The 19,808-nt window shown below is 45.1% G+C and carries 15 protein-coding genes; 7 read left to right on the top strand and 8 right to left on the bottom strand.

What is annotated here, in order from left to right:
- From ACTXGL_RS09200 to ACTXGL_RS09185, 4 genes are all read right to left on the bottom strand, one after another.
- The coding region (locus ACTXGL_RS09200; RefSeq protein WP_443526395.1) for an Ig-like domain-containing protein at positions 1–1,715 on the bottom strand (1,715 nt) is incomplete at its 3' end.
- Positions 1,716–1,762: 47 nt separating this feature from the next.
- Positions 1,763–2,314 (bottom strand): hypothetical protein, encoded by a 552-nt coding sequence (locus ACTXGL_RS09195; protein WP_443526393.1) that lies wholly within the window; start codon positions 2,312–2,314, stop codon positions 1,763–1,765.
- Positions 2,315–3,462: 1,148 nt separating this feature from the next.
- Positions 3,463–4,146 (bottom strand): cupin domain-containing protein, encoded by a 684-nt coding sequence (locus ACTXGL_RS09190; RefSeq protein ID WP_443526391.1) that lies wholly within the window; start codon positions 4,144–4,146, stop codon positions 3,463–3,465.
- A gap of 241 nt (positions 4,147–4,387) precedes the next feature.
- Positions 4,388–5,251 (bottom strand): universal stress protein, encoded by an 864-nt coding sequence (locus tag ACTXGL_RS09185; protein WP_319052172.1) that lies wholly within the window; start codon positions 5,249–5,251, stop codon positions 4,388–4,390.
- Between the two features lie 236 nt (positions 5,252–5,487).
- On the opposite strand from ACTXGL_RS09185, the gene ACTXGL_RS09180 reads away from it, so the two are divergent.
- From ACTXGL_RS09180 to ACTXGL_RS09150, 7 genes are all read left to right on the top strand, one after another.
- Positions 5,488–6,021, top strand: coding sequence for a DUF2058 domain-containing protein (locus tag ACTXGL_RS09180; protein WP_443526389.1), 534 nt, complete (start codon positions 5,488–5,490; stop codon positions 6,019–6,021).
- Positions 6,022–6,496: 475 nt separating this feature from the next.
- Positions 6,497–6,901 (top strand): hypothetical protein, encoded by a 405-nt coding sequence (locus ACTXGL_RS09175; protein ID WP_319052170.1) that lies wholly within the window; start codon positions 6,497–6,499, stop codon positions 6,899–6,901.
- Positions 6,902–7,131: 230 nt separating this feature from the next.
- Entirely contained in the window at positions 7,132–9,333 is a 2,202-nt protein-coding gene (locus ACTXGL_RS09170) for an FAD-dependent oxidoreductase (RefSeq protein WP_443526387.1), read from the top strand.
- A gap of 126 nt (positions 9,334–9,459) precedes the next feature.
- On the top strand, positions 9,460–10,758 hold the full coding sequence (locus ACTXGL_RS09165) for an ABC transporter substrate-binding protein (protein ID WP_443526385.1): 1,299 nt from the start codon (positions 9,460–9,462) through the stop codon (positions 10,756–10,758).
- A complete protein-coding gene (locus tag ACTXGL_RS09160) occupies positions 10,755–12,518 on the top strand; it encodes an ABC transporter permease (protein ID WP_443526383.1) in 1,764 nt (587 codons plus the stop codon). The genes ACTXGL_RS09165 and ACTXGL_RS09160 overlap by 4 nt, the downstream gene beginning before the upstream one ends.
- A gap of 100 nt (positions 12,519–12,618) precedes the next feature.
- A complete protein-coding gene (locus ACTXGL_RS09155) occupies positions 12,619–13,263 on the top strand; it encodes an ATP-binding cassette domain-containing protein (protein ID WP_443526381.1) in 645 nt (214 codons plus the stop codon).
- 167 nt (positions 13,264–13,430) lie between these two features.
- A complete protein-coding gene (locus ACTXGL_RS09150) occupies positions 13,431–14,060 on the top strand; it encodes a CDP-alcohol phosphatidyltransferase family protein (RefSeq protein WP_443526379.1) in 630 nt (209 codons plus the stop codon).
- Positions 14,061–14,077: 17 nt separating this feature from the next.
- Here ACTXGL_RS09150 and ACTXGL_RS09145 read toward each other — a convergent pair whose 3' ends face one another.
- The 4 genes from ACTXGL_RS09145 to dld all read right to left on the bottom strand — a co-directional run bounded on the left by ACTXGL_RS09145 (position 14,078) and on the right by dld (position 19,791).
- On the bottom strand, positions 14,078–14,689 hold the full coding sequence (locus ACTXGL_RS09145; protein WP_443526378.1) for a TetR/AcrR family transcriptional regulator: 612 nt from the start codon (positions 14,687–14,689) through the stop codon (positions 14,078–14,080).
- Positions 14,690–14,946: 257 nt separating this feature from the next.
- Entirely contained in the window at positions 14,947–16,458 is a 1,512-nt protein-coding gene (locus ACTXGL_RS09140) for an aldehyde dehydrogenase family protein (protein WP_443526376.1), read from the bottom strand.
- 152 nt (positions 16,459–16,610) lie between these two features.
- Positions 16,611–18,017 carry a YjiH family protein gene (locus ACTXGL_RS09135; protein WP_443526374.1) on the bottom strand — a complete coding sequence of 469 codons (1,407 nt, stop codon included), beginning with the start codon at positions 18,015–18,017 and terminating at the stop codon, positions 16,611–16,613.
- Positions 18,001–19,791, bottom strand: coding sequence for a D-lactate dehydrogenase (dld, locus tag ACTXGL_RS09130; RefSeq protein ID WP_443526373.1), 1,791 nt, complete (start codon positions 19,789–19,791; stop codon positions 18,001–18,003). The genes ACTXGL_RS09135 and dld overlap by 17 nt, the downstream gene beginning before the upstream one ends.
- Positions 19,792–19,808: the final 17 nt, after the last annotated feature.

The following is a 19,808-nucleotide window of genomic DNA, read 5'->3' as shown; positions in this document are numbered from 1 at the left end:
TCAAGCAAATCGCCATTGCCATCTACGTTGTCGGTGATGACTGGCGCTGCAAGCGGTGTGTCAGGCGCTGTGGTGTCTCGAATAGCGTTGGCCGTTACAGCAGGGGAGATATTACCAGCCGTATCTTCGATCCTGACAGAAACCTCTAATGCAGCTCCTTCCTCTGGTGCAGGTATTTCCACCTCAACATTACCAGCTTCAATATCGTCATTAGTCAAAACTTTTTCGACACCGTTGACAATCACGGTATAACCAACACTCGAACTCTCTGGCAAGTCAACAATAACATCTACCTGATTGCCCTCTATCTCGTCAGCTGTGATAAAGGCATCTCCGTTACCGATAGCTACACCGTCTGGCGCTTCAGGCGCATCATCTGTGTCTCGAGTAGCATTAACTGTAACAGCCGTCGACTCGTTTCCAGCTACGTCTGTGATACTGGCAGTGACTTGCAGTGACTGACCTTCTAGTGGTGCATCAATAGTTACGGTTGCCATATCATTAGCAATGTCATCATCGGTTATTAGCTGGTCGATACCATTAACAGTAACAGTGTCACCTACAGAAGCATTATCTGGTAAACCAATAGAGACAGTGACTTGATTATCACTAATCTCATCAGCGGTGATCAAGGCGTCACCATTACCAATATCAATACTTGGAGCATCAGGAGCAGTAGTGTCGGGGGCGTTTACTGGATCAGATTCTACTGAGGTATTACCTGCCGCATCGGTAGCAGTGGCATTAATCGTCTCACCATTGGCAAGCGGTGTATCAAGAGTTACCTCGTAGGCACCTGTGGTAGCATCTGCTATTGCTGTACCAATAACATTGTCATCTGCATCTAAGATGTCTACGCGACTGCCAGGCTCGCCGCTACCTGTGACGGTCGTACCGTCGAAAGCATCAATACTTGGGGCATCAGGGGCGGTAGTATCAGGGGCGTTTATTGGATCAGATTCTACTGAGGTATTACCTGCCGCATCGGTAGCAATGGCATTAATCGTCTCACCATTGGCAAGCGGTGTATCAAGAGTTACCTCGTAGGCGCCTGTGGTAGCATCTGCTGCTCCCGTACCAATGATATTGTCATCTGCATCTAAGATATCTACGCGACTGCCAGGTTCAGCACTACCTGTAACGGTCGTACCGTCGAAAGCATCAATACTCGGGGCGTCTGGAGCGGTAGTGTCTGCGTCTGAATCATCATCGTTATTATTACTACTCCCTCCCCCTAAAGCCGCTGCTGCGACTCCTGCACCTGCTAGACCCAACAACCATGGTAGCGCTGCAAAACCTTCAGCATCTGTTGCCCCTATCCACCAAGGACTGGAGTACGCATTTCCGCCCAGAGAGTGACTTTGCACCTCGCCTACCTGCATCTCAGTAACGTAGTCAGTCACGTCACCTGTATCAGGAAGGTAATAATAGTAATTTCCATTTCCAGCAGCACCGACGAGCGCGCTGTCAATATCGTAGAACCCTTCAATAATCAGATCAGGGTTCTGGCTATTATTCTCAAAAGAAACATGTAGGTCTTTACTCACGCGCTTAGTGACAATATTATTGGGCGCTCGTCCAGCTGCTACATCAAAAATCTCATAATTCGTTTTGTCAGTAGCTTGTATCACTGTGGGTATATTGTTTTGTGTAATCACAGTGTGTTCAGCAACTGTCCCTACTTGATTGTTGGCCTTAACGGTTATAGTTTTCATAGAATCATCCTTGATTAAAGAATTCTAAACTAGGTTGCAATCTAGAATCATAAGTGAATTTTGTTGTCCTTAATTTTTGATGGTGATAGCTGGATAACGGTTTGAAAGACATGCTCAGTATCACCAGTAGTGATTGACATAGCATTGATGCAACTCATGATACTGAGGTGCATCAATGCTATGTCATCTCGTTTTACTAAGATGTTGTCAGCATGAAACTGAAAGAGATTGGGTTTGTGGCTTTTGGTTTCTTGGCTGTATGGTGTTTGACCATATATAGACTTGTGCAGAACAGTAAATATATTACAGAGACCACCGATGATGGAGTGAGCCACATTTTTTAATAACATGTTCTTATCAGGTGTTGTGCGCTGGAAGATAGAGGGCTTTACTTTGGGTAAGTAAACCTGCAAGTGCGGTGTTATACGAGGGATATATTGATGCTCTTTGGAACGAAGAGCGATGTTATCGATCACTATGCTAACTAACGTTAGTGAAGGAGTAATGCTACAGGCAAACAGCATTCGAGCAGCCTTGATAACTTGGCAACCTACTAAATTGGCTGATTTAGCCGATAATAGTACGGTTATGCTGTTCATAGCAATTGACCTCCTATAGATAAATCACTTAATTTATTGACGTTTCTTTTTTAAGATAAAATTTCAAAATCATTATACGTTTGTAGAAATATTATTAAAATAATCATTCTTGTTATAAAAAATATTAAGCCATAAATTTTGTACTACTGTTACCATATTAGCTTTTTATATATACATATCAACACTTATATTTTTATCCAAATGTAAACAATGTTTCAGCATGTAAAAGTCACTGCTAAGTATTTATAATCATGACAGTTCTACTCCCAAGTGAAACACCTTCTCAAAGTAAGGACAAATTCCAGTTGACGCATTTCTAGTTACAAAATTCCTCTAAGTATCTGTATATTTTACGGATTTTATCATACTCAATCTGAATTTTTCTAACTTGACACAAATATATATCCTATAATCCTCATCATAAAGCTCTTAACTTTTGATGTTTTTAATGCTATCTAGATGTGGCTAACCCTTTGTATCAGCACACTTAATCATTATAAAACTAAAAATAAGTACTGTTTATGAATACGCATAACTATTTTTAACTTCTATTAAATAACGCGAATTTTTTACAATTTTTTCTTGAAAATAAATTTTATAAATCAAATACTCATTAATATTCGGTTATTTAGTCAAGATATAATCAAATCTATTTATTTCAACGAAAAGCCTATGGGATTTTTGGAATGACGCCATAAATACTAGCCGACATAATTAGGCTAATCTCATATGGTATTTATTCCTTGTCTGTTTTATACCTATAAGTATTTTGAAAATACTGATAGGCGTCTTAGACTATTAGTAGGGTCTGATGTGCTCAACGGCATGGGATACTATATGGATAGCTTATCTTTGCAAGACGATAGTAGGCCTATCTTATTTCAGATATTGCTGCTTGATAATTTGTGAATGTGCTGGAGTGATATTGAACAGAGCGCGAGCTAGAGAAACTGTGGTTATGACTGCAGATAGAGGGGCTGATACTACTATAAGAGGAAGTGTTTTATCGACACAGAGTTATGAGTACAAAGTCGATTTTTAAGACATCGCTTGCCATATAGTTGACACATCAAATATAGAAAATTAGTGTGTCAACTATTTTGCTCGCTGGTCGTTTATGTGGATAATATGCTTCCAGAACGATTTTTTTAGGTATTGTCTATTTCTGAACCCACCACTTGGCTAAGGTGCCCCATCTTTAGATATATCGTAGCACCCTTTGGTCCTGCCTTGGTCTGTGCATATGTGTCTGTAGGTAGACGTATCCACCCATCACGCTGATATACTTGTCCCTCGTCTAGCAGCTCACCTGCCAACACTAACAACTCTGCACCGCCGCTGACAAGATCAGTAAATAGCAACTCGCCAGCGTCTATACGTAGCAAGCTCACCTGCTCAGTCCCATTTGAAAAAAGAGGACAGACATCACGGTTGCCTTGTCGCTGCCAATTGGTCCTATCTTGAGTGTCGATAGCCACATGATTTGATTCATCAGATGTCATTTGTCGCAGTTTAACAAAGATCACCGCGCCTTCATCGCTATAGGGTTTGTGACCTGAGTTTGGTGGGTTACGTAAATACCACCCTGCTGGATAATGTGTGTCGTCTGCAGAAAATGTCCCTGACAGGACTAGAATCTCTTCTCCGCCTGGATGCATATGATGCGGAAAATAAGAGTTCGGTGCATAGCGCACAAGACTGGTTGCACGGGCTTTTTCTTCACCCACGCGGTCTAGCATGACACGCTCTACGCCGCTCTGAGGCGACTGTACCCATTGATGGTTTGCAGGTGTAAGGGCAGCACGACATGAGAAATCTGCATTGATACGCATAAAGTATTCCTAGGATAATGTGAAGTTGCTGAATCACTCATCATCCAACTCAAGCGGTTGTCTGGCGCGCTAGATAACCGCTTATGACAATGGATAGTGAACGATGACACTATGTGCGTAGACCATATGTGCTTAGACCAGTAGCCTAGCAAAAGCTTGTGTGAGCTTAATCTAGTGTCTCTCTAATAAAGAAACAAGCAGCCTAACAAAAAAAAGCAGCAAGGACTTACTGACATACCAATTAACGCACTAAAATGACAGGTGACAACGTACTGGCGATGATTTCTGTCGTGGTGCTCCCAAGGAATAGCTGTTGCCACTTAGAGTGTCCGTAGGCACCTACCACCATAATATCGATATGATTATCTACTTGAAATGTTAATAACCCATCAACAGTATCAGCAGCAGATAAGTGATGTGCTTCAACCACAAAGCCTGCGTCCTCTAGCTCAGCCGCGGCGCCGCTCATACTTTGCTTTGCAGCATCATTATGATTACCCACCATCACGATATGACCTTTCAAGCCTTTTAATAAAGGGCTTTTTGCTACCATCCATGCCGCTTTGATGGAGGTTTTACTCCCATCAAACGCAATCATATAGGATTTAGGCGTTTCAAAGGTCTCTGAGCAGATCAGTATGGGTATGTCCGATCCACGAGCCACCGTCTCGATTTGGCTACCAATATTGATTCGGCTGTTTTTATGATCTTCACCGCGCCGTCCCATCACGATTGCGCGGTTTTCTGTTTTGAAATGTTCAATACTAGGCAACAGCTTACCGTGGCGCTGATACACGCGCACATTGACATCAGCAAAGTGATTTTGGATATGACTTTTTGCGTCTTGTACCAAGGCATTGCTGTAGCTATTAACGACCTTTGCTCTTTGCTCATCTAATTGCGACAACTCTTGTAGCAAGAACTGGCGGCTGTTTACCCCTATCGCCCCTGACAAGTCACGTCTGACTGAGGCGGGTACATCGCTGACATGTAATAGACCAACAGGTAGGTTCAGTCTGCTGGCATACCATGCTGCATAGTCACAAACCGATTCGGTTACTGCTGAGCCGTCAATACAAGCTAAAATATGCTGTGAGGTTGTCATAATCCATCCTTAGATTGTGTTATTTATTCTTATATAGCTTGGCATATACCGCCAACCTACGCCCTCTATGCGAGAGAAAGCGTTACAAACGCTATCCCTTAATTCGATGATAACCAATTTGGACGGTTTCAGCCAGTGCGTAACCACAAGCGCTACTAAAGTTTGCTACAATACCTCCTTTAGTATTTATGATTCAGCATTTAAGACTTACGTATCGTTATTTAGGTGATTAAATTATGGCAAAAAACGCCCTACAGGCTCAATTATTAAAGGCTGGATTGGTCGATAGTAAAAAAGCCAAAAAAATCAGCAAGCAAACTCAGCATGCCAAGCGTACTGGAGACTCAGAAAGCCTAGAGACCAAAAAAGCGCTGGCAGATGCCCAAGCAAAAAAGCTTGAAAAAGATCAGCAGCTCAATCAACAAAAACAGCGAGCGCTAGAAGAAAAAGCATTAAAGGCTAATATCATCCAAATGATTAAGCAGCATCAAATAGCGGACACAGATGGTGAGGTCAGCTATCAGTTCGTTGATGAGTCTAAAGTAAAGAAAATTGCGATCACACAGAAGCTGTATGATCAGATCGTAGCAGGTCATGTCGTGATCGCACGACTAGAAGACAGCTACGCCCTACTTCCTCGTCCATTGGCGGATCGCATCGATACAAAAATGGAAGGCTTCATGGTCGTGTCTAATGACACCGCTGAAGAAGTACTAGAAGAGGATGATCCCTACGCCGCTTATGTGATTCCAGACGATTTGATGTGGTAGGTATCTCGTTACTGCTGTACTGCTTAGATAAGTTTGTAGTCAAAACCCCTTCATAGAATCAATGTTTTATGAGGGGGTTTTGCTATCTAGAGTCAGCTGGCATAGACATTCGCTTACCAAACTGCTTGAAAATGCATTGTCTACAATCAAAAAAACAGCACCGATGACTGGTTATGCTTCTTTAAGCGACTATTGCTGGTTTGGTCGAAAAAAGTAACCAAGCCCTATAAATACCATATTATGAATGTATAAGCTTGAACAGTCATTCAATAACCACTACAATGCGATTTTAAGGTATTCAGCGGTAATCTTTTATTTATATTTGAGTAATCACTCAAATATATAAGTATGTCGACTACGTCTATTGACATGTAATAGCAGACGTTTGCACTGTCATCATCTACGTAGATTACCTATATAGCTGTGTTTATATCGTTTTTAATTCACTTTCACCCTTTCTCAGAAGAGATCACTCATGCCAAAACACTTACCTCTCTCATTACTATTACTTCGACTGGGTGTTTTTATTGTCTTTCTTGTTTGGACACTAGACAAATTCGTAAACCCTGAGCATGCTGCCAATGTATTTGCTAAGTTTTACGCTCTAGAAAACTTGGGCACTAGTATGGTTTATGCGGTTGCTAGCTTGCAGATCATTCTCATATTGTTATTTGTCGCGGGTTTATTCAAAAAATGGACATACGGTATTATTTTATTGCTCCATGCTGCCTCGACCTTTGCCACCTTTCATCTTTATCTTCAGCCCTTTGACAACTTGCTGTTCTTTGCCGCATGGCCGATGCTAGCTGCTTGCTTGGTACTGTTCTTGATGAGAGACTATGACACTTGGACACTGGGCAAAAACGCTGCTGTGGCATAATTTTTGATCGCATCTGCTGTTAGACTCTATGATTACCAAATAATATAAATACCAGACAGCAGGTTGCAGGTCATATACTATAGTTCTGAGGTTTTACGTTTTGTCTCAGGCATACCAGTAAACCGTTCAGCGCAGTAGCTCTATACAATTACTACCATCACGTCATGACACTACTCATAGTGCAATGACGACGACTTTAGCCTTCGCCACACTATTGGGCCGGATCCCTCATGATTAAGAGAATATTTTTAATACTATTAATATTGATACTAGCGACAAGTTTTTTTTATTTTGACCTCAATCAATTACTGACGCTTGACGGCTTAAAAGGGTCGATGGCTCAGTTCAATGAGTATAAGGCACAGTCGCCGTTATTGGTTATCGGTGGTTTCTTCTTACTCTATGTGGTCGTCACTGCCCTATCCTTGCCAGGCGCTGCTATTTTGACTTTGGCAGCGGGAGCACTGTTCGGTTTGGTTCAAGGCTTACTGATTGCCTCATTTGCCTCTACTATAGGTGCAACGCTCGCTTTTTTGACCTCACGTTATCTGCTGCGCGATACCATCAAGCAGCGCTTTCCTGAGCGTCTGGCAGCAATTGATAAAGGCGTTGAGAAAGAAGGCGCGTTTTACTTATTTACCTTGCGATTGGTACCGATATTTCCGTTCTTTTTGATTAATCTGTTGATGGGCGTTACCGCTATCAAGTCATGGACTTACTATTGGGTTAGCCAAATCGGTATGCTTGCTGGTACTTTTGTTTTTGTAAATGCAGGGACACAGTTGGCACAAATTGATAGTCTATCAGGGATCTTATCATTCGATTTGATCCTCTCATTTGCGCTATTGGGCTTGTTCCCATTGATCGCAAAAGGAGTGATAAATATGTTCAAAAAAAGACGCGTCTATAAGAACTACAATAAGCCCAAAAAATTCGACCGCAATATGATCGTCATCGGTGCAGGTGCAGGCGGTCTAGTGACCAGCTACATCGCCGCGACCGTCAGGGCAAAAGTCACCCTGATTGAAGCAGGAGAGATGGGCGGGGACTGCTTGAACTATGGCTGTGTCCCAAGCAAAGCCATTATTAAAAGTGCAAAAGTCGCAGAGCAGATGCGTGATGGTGAGAAGTATGGTCTTGAGAATACCACTCCGCATTTTTCATTCAAAAAAGTCATGGCGCGCGTGCACGATGTCATCGCTGAGATTGCACCGCACGATAGCGTCGAGCGCTACACTGATCTGGGCGTTGAAGTCCTAAAAGGGTATGCCAAACTGATTGATCCATGGACGGTGGAGGTCACCCTCAATGATGGTGGCACTCAGACGCTCACGGCACGCACTATTGTGATTGCCACTGGTGCACGTCCCTTTGTCCCGCCGCTTCCAGGTATTGAGGAGACAGGTTATGTCACCAGCGATACCTTGTGGGAGAAATTTGCAACGCTTGATGAGACACCCAAAAAGCTCGTTGTGTTAGGTGGTGGTCCGATTGGCTCTGAGCTGGCACAAGCATTTGCGCGTCTAGGCTCAGACGTCACCCAAATCGAACGCAGCACACGTCTTATGAAAAAAGAAGATGAGGAAGTCTCTGAATTTGCCCAAAACGCACTAGAGGCCAGCGGCGTCAAAGTTTTGACATCTCACCAAGCGGTTCGCTGCGAGATTCGTGATGGCAAAAAGTACATTATCGTTCAGCAGCTAGGTGATGAGGATCAAAGCGGTCAGAAAAAAGGCCTACAAGAAAATCTACAACCAGAGATGGCGCTTGAATACGATGAGCTACTGTGTGCAGTCGGTCGCAGCGCTCGTCTTGAAGGTTATGGACTTGAAGCGCTCGGTATCGAGACAGATCGTACTGTGGTTACCAATGAATACTTAGAAACGCTGTATCCTAATATTTATGCAGCAGGTGATATTGTTGGGCCTTATCAGTTCACACATGTTGCCTCACATCAAGGGTGGTATGCTGCGGTCAATGGCTTGTTTGGTCACTTTAAGAAGTTCAAAGTTGATTACCGAGTGATTCCATGGACGACCTTTATTGATCCTGAAGTCGCTCGCGTGGGTTTGAACGAGCAAGAAGCAATCGATAAAGGCATTGATTTTGAAGTGACGCGCTACGACTTTGAAGAATTAGATCGTGCGATCACTGATAGCGCTGCCAAGGGCTTTATTAAAGTCATTACACCTAAAGGCAAAGACAAAATCCTAGGGGTTACCATAGTGTCCGAGCACGCTGGTGATTTGATGAGCGAGTTTGTACTCGCAATGAAACATGGCTTGGGACTGAACAAAATACTTGGTACTATTCATACCTACCCAACATGGGCGGAGGGCAACAAATACGTTGCTGGCGAATGGAAACGCAACCACGCCCCTGAAACCGTATTGAACTGGTTAGAGAAATATCACACATGGCGTCGTGGTTAGCCGCCTGTATGGCCATTGAATGACCTGATCGACAAAACAAGCCTGAGATCATCTGGTTGAGCTAAGGCGTGGCCCTAATAGTTTTTATCAGCTCAACTCAGACATATAAGCATAATGGAAGCTTCAATGGACCCAACCTCTTCTCTACTGATGCTAAGACGCTCCACAAGATGCAGTGCTTATGCAGCGATGCTTGGCATTTGTATTGGTATTTCTGCCAGTACCGCATCAACCAATAGCACCACGAGTGACCAAGCGTTATTGCCATGGCAACAAATAGAGGCGCAAGGTAAGAACCAAGACGTTTATTTTTATGCGTGGGGCGGCGACCCACAGATCAATGCTTATCTACAGTGGGCGGCCAAGCAGGTTGATGATAAATATGATATCAACTTAGTCCATGTCAAACTGAGCGATACCAGTGAGGCTGTCAGCCGCGTACTCGCAGAAAAGTCAGCCAACAATAACGATCAGGGCAGTGTTGATCTGGTATGGATTAATGGCGCTAACTTTGCCACCATGAGTGAAAACTCATTGTTACTCAAGCAATGGGCAAATAAACTGCCAAATTTCTCATTGACTGATCCTGATAACAATCCGACAGTCAATTATGATTTTGGTGTACCAACCGATGGTATGGAAGCCCCTTGGGGACAGGCGTCATTGACCTTTTATTATGACAGTCTCTCTGTCAATACACCGCCGACCACCCTTGATGAACTCAGCACTTGGACAGCACAGAATCCTGGACGCTTTAGCTACCCAAAGCCGCCTGACTTTTTGGGTATGAGCTTTTTGAAATATGCGTTGGTCATGCTCCATGAGCAGCACAATGCTGAGACCGGTCAAAACACCAAAACACAATTAAACCTGCCTGCCACTGAACAAAACACCGCGCTTGTACTAGATCCGCTATGGGCATTTTTGGATGACTTTCATCCAACGCTGTGGCGTGATGGTGAGCAGCTTTTACAGACAGGGGCACAGATGCGCCGTTTGGTCGATGATACCGAGCTGAGTCTCGCTTTTACATTCTCAGCGCCTGAAGTGCCTGCCGCCGTCCAGCGGTTTGATTTACCCAAAAGCATACGCAGTTATGCCATGAGTGATGGTAGCTTGAGTAATACGCACTTCGTTGCCATTCCTTACAATACAAGTCACCCACAAGCCGCGCAGCTGGTCGCTAACTTTTTGATGAGTCCAGAGGCGCAGGCACACAAGCAGACCCCTGCCGTGTGGGGTGACAAAACGGTATTGGTCCAGTCGACACTCAGTCCTGAGCAGCAAGCACTGTTTGATAGTAAGCAAACACATCCAAGCGCCCTACCCTTTGACAGCATCACGCGCACAGTGAGTGAACCGCATCCAAGCTGGGTAGATGCCATTATGCAAGGTTGGCAAATGCGTTATGGGGTAAGCCCATGAGTCAGGGTTTTGACAAAATAGCAAAGACGCAAGCGCGCGCCAAACCTATTGTCCTTGAGCAAACAGACTGGTTTACACGTATTGTCACTTTGAGTCCAAAGCTCTTGGTTTTGATATTGATACTACCTGTATTGGGCGGTCTGATTGGTGTGGTGTTGCCTGCTTTTGGCTGGGTGCCTGCGCTCGATAGAACCACGCTTAACTTACAGGGGTTTGTTGAGCTTTGGCAAACGCCAGGACTTACTCAGATGGCCGCCTTGAGCGTTGCTACTGGACTCATCAGCACCCTACTTGCTTTTATTCTCGCACTGATGATATTGGCAGCCTTTTTTAACAGTATTTGGCTACAACGTATTGAGCACTTACTAAGCCCTATCTTAGTCATTCCTCATGCCGCAGCCGCTATTGCGGTAGGGTTTTTGATTGCGCCGTCTGGGATGTTTGCAAGGCTCATCTCTCCGTGGCTCAGCGGCTGGGCGTTGGCACCGAATGGCATATTGCCACATGACCCTTATGGCATTAGCATCATTTTGGGCTTGACCTTAAAAGAGCTCCCATTTTTGTTATTAATGGCGTTAGGCGCGTTAGCACAGCCTGAGCTTGGTAAAAAGCTACGACAGCAATATAAAGTCGCACTCAATCTTGGCTACTACCCGATCACTGCTTTTTTTAAAGCGGTACTTCCTCTGTTATACCCTTTTTTACGTCTGCCCATATTAGCGGTACTCGCTTATGCCAGTGCAAGCGTCGAGATGCCATTGATACTCGGTCCTAACACCCCGCCCACGCTTGCCGTCTCTATCATGAATTGGTTCAATGATGTGGATTTGACCTTGCGTATAAAGGCCTCTGCAGGAGCATTATTACAGCTGGCATTGACAGCAGGACTGGTCGCTTTTTGGTTGGGCGGTGAAAAAATAATCAAGGCATGCTGCGGCGCTTCTTTGATAAATGGCAAACGCCGATATGCTGATGTGGCATGGCAAAAAATTACTGGTGTACTGACTGTCTTCGTTATTGGTTTTATGCTGCTCTCACTTTTCGGTCTGGCATTATGGTCTATCGCTGGCTATTGGCGATTCCCAGCGCTGCTACCAGAGCAGTTTGTCTGGTTGCATTTTGATAGTGCCTTTGCACAGATGGATACGCCACTTTTTAACACCTTGACTATCGGTCTTGTCAGCACTGCATTTGCGATTGTACTTGCCCTATTGTGTTTAGAAGCTGAGCAATTGCGTGCAAAGCATCTTTCAAACTTGACCAGTTTAATTATTTACTTACCGCTACTGGTGCCAAGCATTGCTTTTTTGTTTGGCTTGGTGTGGATGCAGCAATTACTCAATTACCAATCAGCTTTCTTCAATGTTGCCTTTGCGCATGTATTATTTGTCTTACCTTATGTGTTTTTATCACTTGCCAGTAGCTATCGACGTTTAGATCCTCGCTTTGCCCATGTGGCAGCCAGCCTAGGTGCAGCACCAATCAAAGTGTTCTTTCAGGTCAAACTGCCGCAATTGTTTGCCCCGATTTTGATTGCTATCGCACTTGGTTTGGCGATTAGTTTTGGGCAATATCTACCCACACTATTAGCAGGCGGCGGTCGTATCGCCACAATAACGACCGAAGCGGTGACACTCGCGAACGGTGCCAGTAGGCGCACCAGTGCCGTTTATGCCATCATACAAATGGTGCTGCCACTCATTGGTTTTATACTGGCTTGGATATTACCAAAGTTATTTTTTAGAAGTGGCGCTCGCTAGCAGTCTGATCGTTCATAAAAACGGTCATCAAAAACAATATTCATGAAAAACAATGCTCATAAAAATATTAGTCGTTAAAAACGCATATAAAGGGTTCTCGATGCCAACAACTTTACAGATAAAAGACTTGCAGCTGTTTCGTGAAAACAAGCGATTACTCAGTATGGATGAGTATATCGCTGGTGGCGACATACTTACCGTAATGGGACCTTCTGGTAGCGGCAAGTCAAGCTTACTGAACTGGTTAACGGGATCATTATCCAAGGATTTTACGGCAACTGGTACGGTATGGCTAAACGATCAAGACGTCACTCACCTGCCAGCGCACATGCGCGGTATTGGCGTACTCTATCAAGATGCACTGCTATTCTCGCATTTGTCAGTGGCAGGCAATATTGCTTTTGCGATGCCAAAAAACAATAAAAATGGTGGTAAAAAACAGCGGCTTGAAAAAATAGAGCACACGTTAGCACAAGTGGGTTTGGACGGTATGGGAGATCGACACCCTGACAATCTATCAGGTGGTCAACAAGCGCGCGTGGCATTAGTACGGACCTTGCTTGGCGCACCCAAAGCCATACTACTGGATGAGCCCTTTAGTAAGCTTGATACTCAGCTCAGACAAGACACGCGCCAGCTGGTCTTTGAGCAAATACAGACATACAAGCTCCCTGCTATCATGGTGACACATGATGAGAGCGATGCCGAAGCAGCAGGCGGCAAAATCATTCATCTTGAGCGATAGCCTTGGATATTATGCTCAAACATCCAAACACAGTATAGTTGATCCAATTTAAGAGTGGTACAAGGCAACCGAGTGCAGATGTATATGTCATACTTCAAGCGAGGTTAACGCTGTAACGCTTTTATAGTGGATTGACTATTATAAGCAAAATACAAAAGGCACCTTGCATGCTAGACAAGTTTCTTACGCCTGTTATCAAACCGATCCTTAATCCTGTCGTTGTGGTCATGCACAAGCGCGGTGTCACCGCAGATCAGCTAACAGTCGCTGGGTTCTTGATTGGGATGTTGGCATTGCCGCTCATCGCCTTTGAGCTGTGGCATGGCGCACTAGCAGCCATTATTGTGAATCGACTCTTTGATGGTCTCGATGGCGCATTGGCACGTCATGCACAGCAAAGCTCCAGCGCAGGTGGTTATTTAGATATTACGCTCGATTTTTTGTTTTATGCCGCCGTGCCACTTGGGTTTATATTGGCCAATCCTGCACAGAACGCTATTGCAGGCGCGTTATTGCTAGCGGCGTTTATAGGAACTGGGTCGAGCTTTTTGGCATTTGCGATTGCCGCAGAAAAATTCAAATTGGATAAGCCTCAGTTTAAGTACAAAAGCTTTTACTACCTAAACGGCCTCACTGAAGGCACCGAAACCATCGCGCTATTCATCGCTTTTTGTATTTGGCCACAGCATTTTGTGCTACTTGCCAGTATCTTTGCGACTGCTTGCGCGATTACGATCTTTACCCGCATCCATGGCGGCTACCATACCCTCAAGCAGTTAGAGGCTTCACAGCGATAGAGATATCTAATCCACTGCTAGGCTTTTGCTGAATGATCAAGTCGCAGCGCTTCTATAGATGAGGCCATATCTTCAGCAAGATTATGAATCGCCGCACTATCGACATCACGCTGTGCGAATGCACGCAGACCCATGACCTCCGCCTGTAGTCGTCGTCCTAGCCTCACTGCATCTAGCTTACTGTCTATCTCACCTATCTGCTGGGCCTTTTTGAAGCACTCTATAAATCGCGTCTCCATCCCTACCAGTAGTAGCTCAACTTTCTCTAGTGCCGCCTGCTCACGAGCGCCTAGCTCTAATAAGCTTTTGACCAGCATACAAGCACGGCTCGGCAATGCTTTATCACGAATACCGCCCAGCTGTCTGATATAAGCGGCCAAACCTGATAAAGGCGTTTGATGATGGCTCAATACACGCTCAAGCTCGGTCAGTCCTAGGCGGGCGTAGTACTCTAGCGCCTCTTGAAACAGGCCATCTTTACTGCCAAAAGCAGCATAAATACTCCCTGGACGCATATCGAGCGCTTGTTCGATATCTTTTAAGGAAGTGGCATGAAAGCCCTTTTGCCAAAAAAGCTGTAATGCTCGCTCCAGAGCGTCTTGACGATTGTAGAGTGCGCTGCGTGACATACTATGCCCCATGTAAAAAGCCGTGACATCATATAAAAATGAGCACGGCGATAAATTTGAATGATTGCTCAATTTTATCCTGAATGAGCCCTCCAGTAAAGTTAATGCCTTTTAATAACGTTAACAACCTTGATATAGTAAACGAATTAGTCAGTAGAACATAAGATGCTGATGCCCCTAGCTATCAATCACCATATAGCTAGGGGCGCGGTACTAAAGTATCTTATAGAAGCATAAGCAATTTAATAAGTGAGCATTCAATGAGTCAGCAGTACGTGCTTGCTCTTTTGGTAAGCAGATAAACCATCGCCGCCCAGCTCGCGGCCGATACCGCTTTGCTTAAATCCGCCCCAGCCCGCTTCTGGCAACACGATTTGCTGCTCATTAATCCAAAGGTGGCCCGCTTGGATTTGTAGTGCCATCTCCAGCGCTACAGTCTCATCGGCACTCACGATAGTCGCTGCCAAGGCAAACTTGCTATCATTGGCTAAGCGAATGGCTTCTGACGCTTCGGTAAAAATTGTACTGACCAATACAGGACCAAACACTTCCTCTATCCATAACTGACTGGTCGTTGGCACGTCTGTATAGATGGTTGGCGTCGCAAAATATCCTGCGCTATCCATGATCTTGCCACCCGTTAAGCACTTGAGCTGCTCGGTCGTGGCAATATCAACGTATTTTTTGACTTGGTCTAGTTGCTGCGCGCTCACCAATGGACCCATTTGCGTATCGGAATCAAAACCGTCACCGATTTGTAGATTTGTCGTTTTTACTTTTAAGGTCTCAAATAGCGACTCAGCTATGCTTTGGTGGACAATTAGCCGTGAAGTTGCCGAACATATTTGACCCGCGTTAGTAAATATACCGCCAATAATCAAATCACAAGCGTGATCAATGTCAGCATCTGCGCATACCACGATGGCAGATTTTCCGCCCAGCTCTAGGCTGATGTCTTTGACGTTTTTGGCTGCTTGATTCATGACCTTTTCGCCCACCGCATTACTGCCGGTAAACGAGACTTTATCAATCAGCGGATGACTGGTCATAGCAGCGCCCACTTCAGCTGCTCCTGGTAAGATATTTACAACGCCTTGGGGCAATCCTATCTGGGATAAGATGTTGCCTAACATCAGCTCTGGCAACAGTGTCACCTCAGACGGCTTTAATAATACCGTACAGCCCGCTGCTAGCGCCGGTGCTAGCTTCCAAGCTGTCGTCACCATCGGGAAGTTCCAGGGGGTAATCAGCGCACAAACACCTACAGGTGCGTACGTCTTTAGCAGCCTGATGCCCGACTCGAGTGTAGATACCTTAGACCATGTGGCCTGATCGGTGATGAGATCGGCATAATAGCGATAGCAAGCAATCGCATCACCAACATCTATCTTGGCCTCCTCAATTGGCTTGCCGTTGTTTAGCACCGATAGCCCAACCAATTTATTAAACTGCTGCTCCATGGACTCTGCAATCGCGCTTAGATAACGGGCGCGTATGCTCACATCAGTCTGTGACCAACTGCCATAAGCCTCAGCAGCAGCATTGACTGCTGATTCGACATGAGCGCTGCTACACAAGCGTGTCGTTGCAATTGTTTCGCCTGAGTTAGGGTCATATAGGACATGGCTATTTTTATTATCAGAATCGGTCGTGAGGCTGTCAATAGCGACCCAGTCGCCATTGATATAAGCGGCATTTAATACCACTTCTTCTTGAGCGACTTGTTGGGCCTTTTGCCTGGTTAGGTATGTAGCGTTTGCTGTATTCATGAGTATTCTTACCTCTTATTTTTTATAGTGTTTGCTTTACTGATGGTGGTTATAGGCATCCTATAACGACTGGCGACCTACACACTTATGTCAAAATAGCAGGACTACCAGTTGCCGTATCGTTTAGCCAAACCTCATCGTAGCGTATCTGTTTAATACAGTAGATGCGCCACTGAGGTAATCACTACCAAGCTAATAAGCGTACGCAGCATAAAGATAAAAAACAGCTCTAATACGTTGAGTTTGATGTTTGACTTTAAGATAAGCGCACCGACTTCAGACATGTAGATAATCTGAGTGATTGAGGCCGCACCAACGATAAATCTTGTCATCTCACTCTCAATGCTCTTGCCAACCAGCGCTGGCAGGTACATATCTGCAAAGCCCATAATCATAGCTGGTGCGGCTTTTGCGGCCTCTGGAATCTGCAACCATTCAAGCAATGGTACAAGTGGGGTCGCGAGCCAATTAAAGACAGGCGTGTACTCTGCTAATCCAAGACCAATGGTGCCGATGGCAAAAATAACAGGAATCAGTCCAAAGTAGATATCGAACAAGTTACCCACGCTGCGTTTGAACACATAACCCAAGCTCGGCATAGAGTGTGCACGCGTGACGGCGCGATTGATCGCCCACTGATAAGTGGTGTACTGCGCGGGAATACCCTCATCCAGCATGCTTTTGCCAGCATGATAGGTGTCAGGTTTTAGTGATAGTGGCGGTATACGCGGCATAATGATCGCAGCGATAAAGCCAGTCAGCGCAATAGTCAGATAAAAGTAGACGAAATTATTGTCCACGCCGATGGTTTTGGCAACCACATAGGTAAAGGCGATAGAGGTCACTGAAAAGGTAGTGGCGATAATGGCTGCTTCACGCTGGCTATAAAAGCTCTTATCATACTGCTGCATGGTGACCAGCAAACCAATAGACGCCGCTCCAAACCAAGAAGACATGGCATCAACAGCTGAGCGACCCGGCAATTTAAACAGCTTTATAAAAATCTTACTGGCTAAGGTGCCCAAAAATTCCATCAAACCAAAATCAGTCAAAAATGGCAGTGATAAAATGGCAAAGAAAAATAACGGAATGAGGATAGGAATCAAATCTTCAAAAATGACGCCGCCGGTATTACGATTGATAATAAATTCAGGACCGATCTGTAGATAAATCATCCACACAAATAGCATGCCCAAAAATCGGGTGGTCAGCCAAAACCAATCAACATCAAAAAGGTTTTTTATCAGTGAGTCTTCAGGTAAATTGGGTTTTAGCACCTTGACTGCCAGCGCGCCTAGCGCAGAGATGGTCACAATTGCCATGGCAATATAAACCACAAACCCGCCTAATACTGCTTGCAACGTATCGGTCAACACGCCCAACAAAATCGTGACCTTACCATCCCACTCAAACGGTATGATAAACAGGGCGATACCCAATGCTGAGAACAATAGAAACTTCCACATTGCTGCGCGCCACTGCCCTGCCTGCGGCGTTTCTGGGTCGACAGTATTGTTCCCTAAAATCGGCTGCTGCGATTTATCAATAGCATTCGTCATTTAACTTCTCCTTAATGGGCGATGATCGCCAGTTTTTCCATTTTTCTGTCTGACCGATACCTGGATTTAACGAGTTGGTTGGATCCAGTTTTTTATAAAAGTGCTGTAACTCAGCCTTGGCGGGATACATGTGCCCGACATTATGTTCAGCAGGATATTCAATATGACGCTGGTCATAAAATGCTAATAGCTCTTCCTTGAACTGCTTGGCATTAGTAGTTGGGTGTAGCAAGTAATCTTGATGCAGGACATGACAAAAAAAATGTCCCAAATAAAAGGTTTTGCTGACTTGTTCTTGTAAATGGTTAGGTAAAACTTCATCCCAATCTACAGCGTTTCTTGGCAAGGCGATGTCAGTCGATAGCAGCTCACCAAATTCAGTGTGGTTGAGATTGTGATAACGGAACATAGCAGCTGTAGCAGCACTGCGAAAAACCAATAGCGCTTGTGATTCAGTCTCTGTACACGTATGTAATGTGCCTTGATACTGCTGCATATGGTGTTGCAAAAACGTCTGCGCAGCGGCAATGTTATCGTTATTACTGTTACTACGATTACCATCGATGCCATTTGCCACCTTAATAATCAAATGGTACTGATATGAGCGCGCCTGCGTACTCAACGAGACAGGTAATGATGGCGGCATAACCCTAGAGATCAGTTGCAATATCCGATCAGGCAACGTCTTTGGTAGATGCCACTTGTCCAGATAATAGCCCATGGTTGCTTGCAGCCGATACAGCAATCCTATCTTGCTAGCAGGTAGTTTGCGCATACTCAGACAAGTGTCACGACCATAATCCAACGTAATCTCGTTGTAGTCTTTGTGCATATATTCTGCTAAGACAGGCAGAGCCAGCTCGCTTTTTAACCACTGCTGTCTGAGTGCCGTCAAGGTATCTGCGTCATCAGACGAAATATAAAACGTTTGCTCTTGCTTGGGTTTGGCAAATGTCGCCACTCTAACCGCAAATACGATCACCTTGCCCGCTGAGCCAGATGTTTCATACAGACCGCTAGCATCATTATTAAACCTAGCCGGAGTATCGGCATCGCAATCACGTACTTTGTGTTGATAGTGCTGGTTGCAGGCTTTACTGCTCGTACTGTCTAACTGTTTTTGGAACCTGCCTGTTTGCAAGTTCTCAAGTATCTCTTCTGGATGCGTCCCCAGATTCAGCCCTAAATGATTGATCAGCTCAAACGCGCCTTGGGCATTGCGTCTGGCAAATAACGCCATCTCAGTATAGGCAGGGCCACGCTGCACCAGCATACCACCTGAGCTATTGCAGATACCGCCTATCACTGATGCCCCAACACAGCTAGAGCCCAGTACAGAGTGTGGCTCACGTCCTAATGGCGCAAGCGTGGTCTCTAATTGCTGCAAAGTGGCGGCTGGTAGAGCAACCAGCTCTGCTGCATCATTGAGCAAGTGCACGCCGCCCAATAACTGCATAGACATCACGACTAGTGGTCGATCATACTCACCGTTCGGTGTTGAGCCACCGGTCAATCCTGTATTGGCCGCTTGCGCGATGATAACTACGTCCGCAGCGGCACAGATATTAATAGCGCGCCATAGTGCCACAAGTGAGGGCGGTGTCACAACGGCCACGGTAACATCGGTCACTGCCTTAATCGCCCCTTGTACATAAGGTTGTTGCTGGCTACGGCTGGTCAACACATTGCTCACGCCAACCACAGCCGTCAATTCTGCTAACAAGCGCGGTATTCGCTTCTGTCTATTTTCTGACAAGTTGTTGGCATTTGGCATTATTGACGTACTTCCTT

Source organism: Psychrobacter sp. T6-6, from assembly GCF_052258185.1.
GTDB lineage: Bacteria > Pseudomonadota > Gammaproteobacteria > Pseudomonadales > Moraxellaceae > Psychrobacter.
This window is presented reverse-complemented; position numbering and strand designations above follow the sequence as displayed.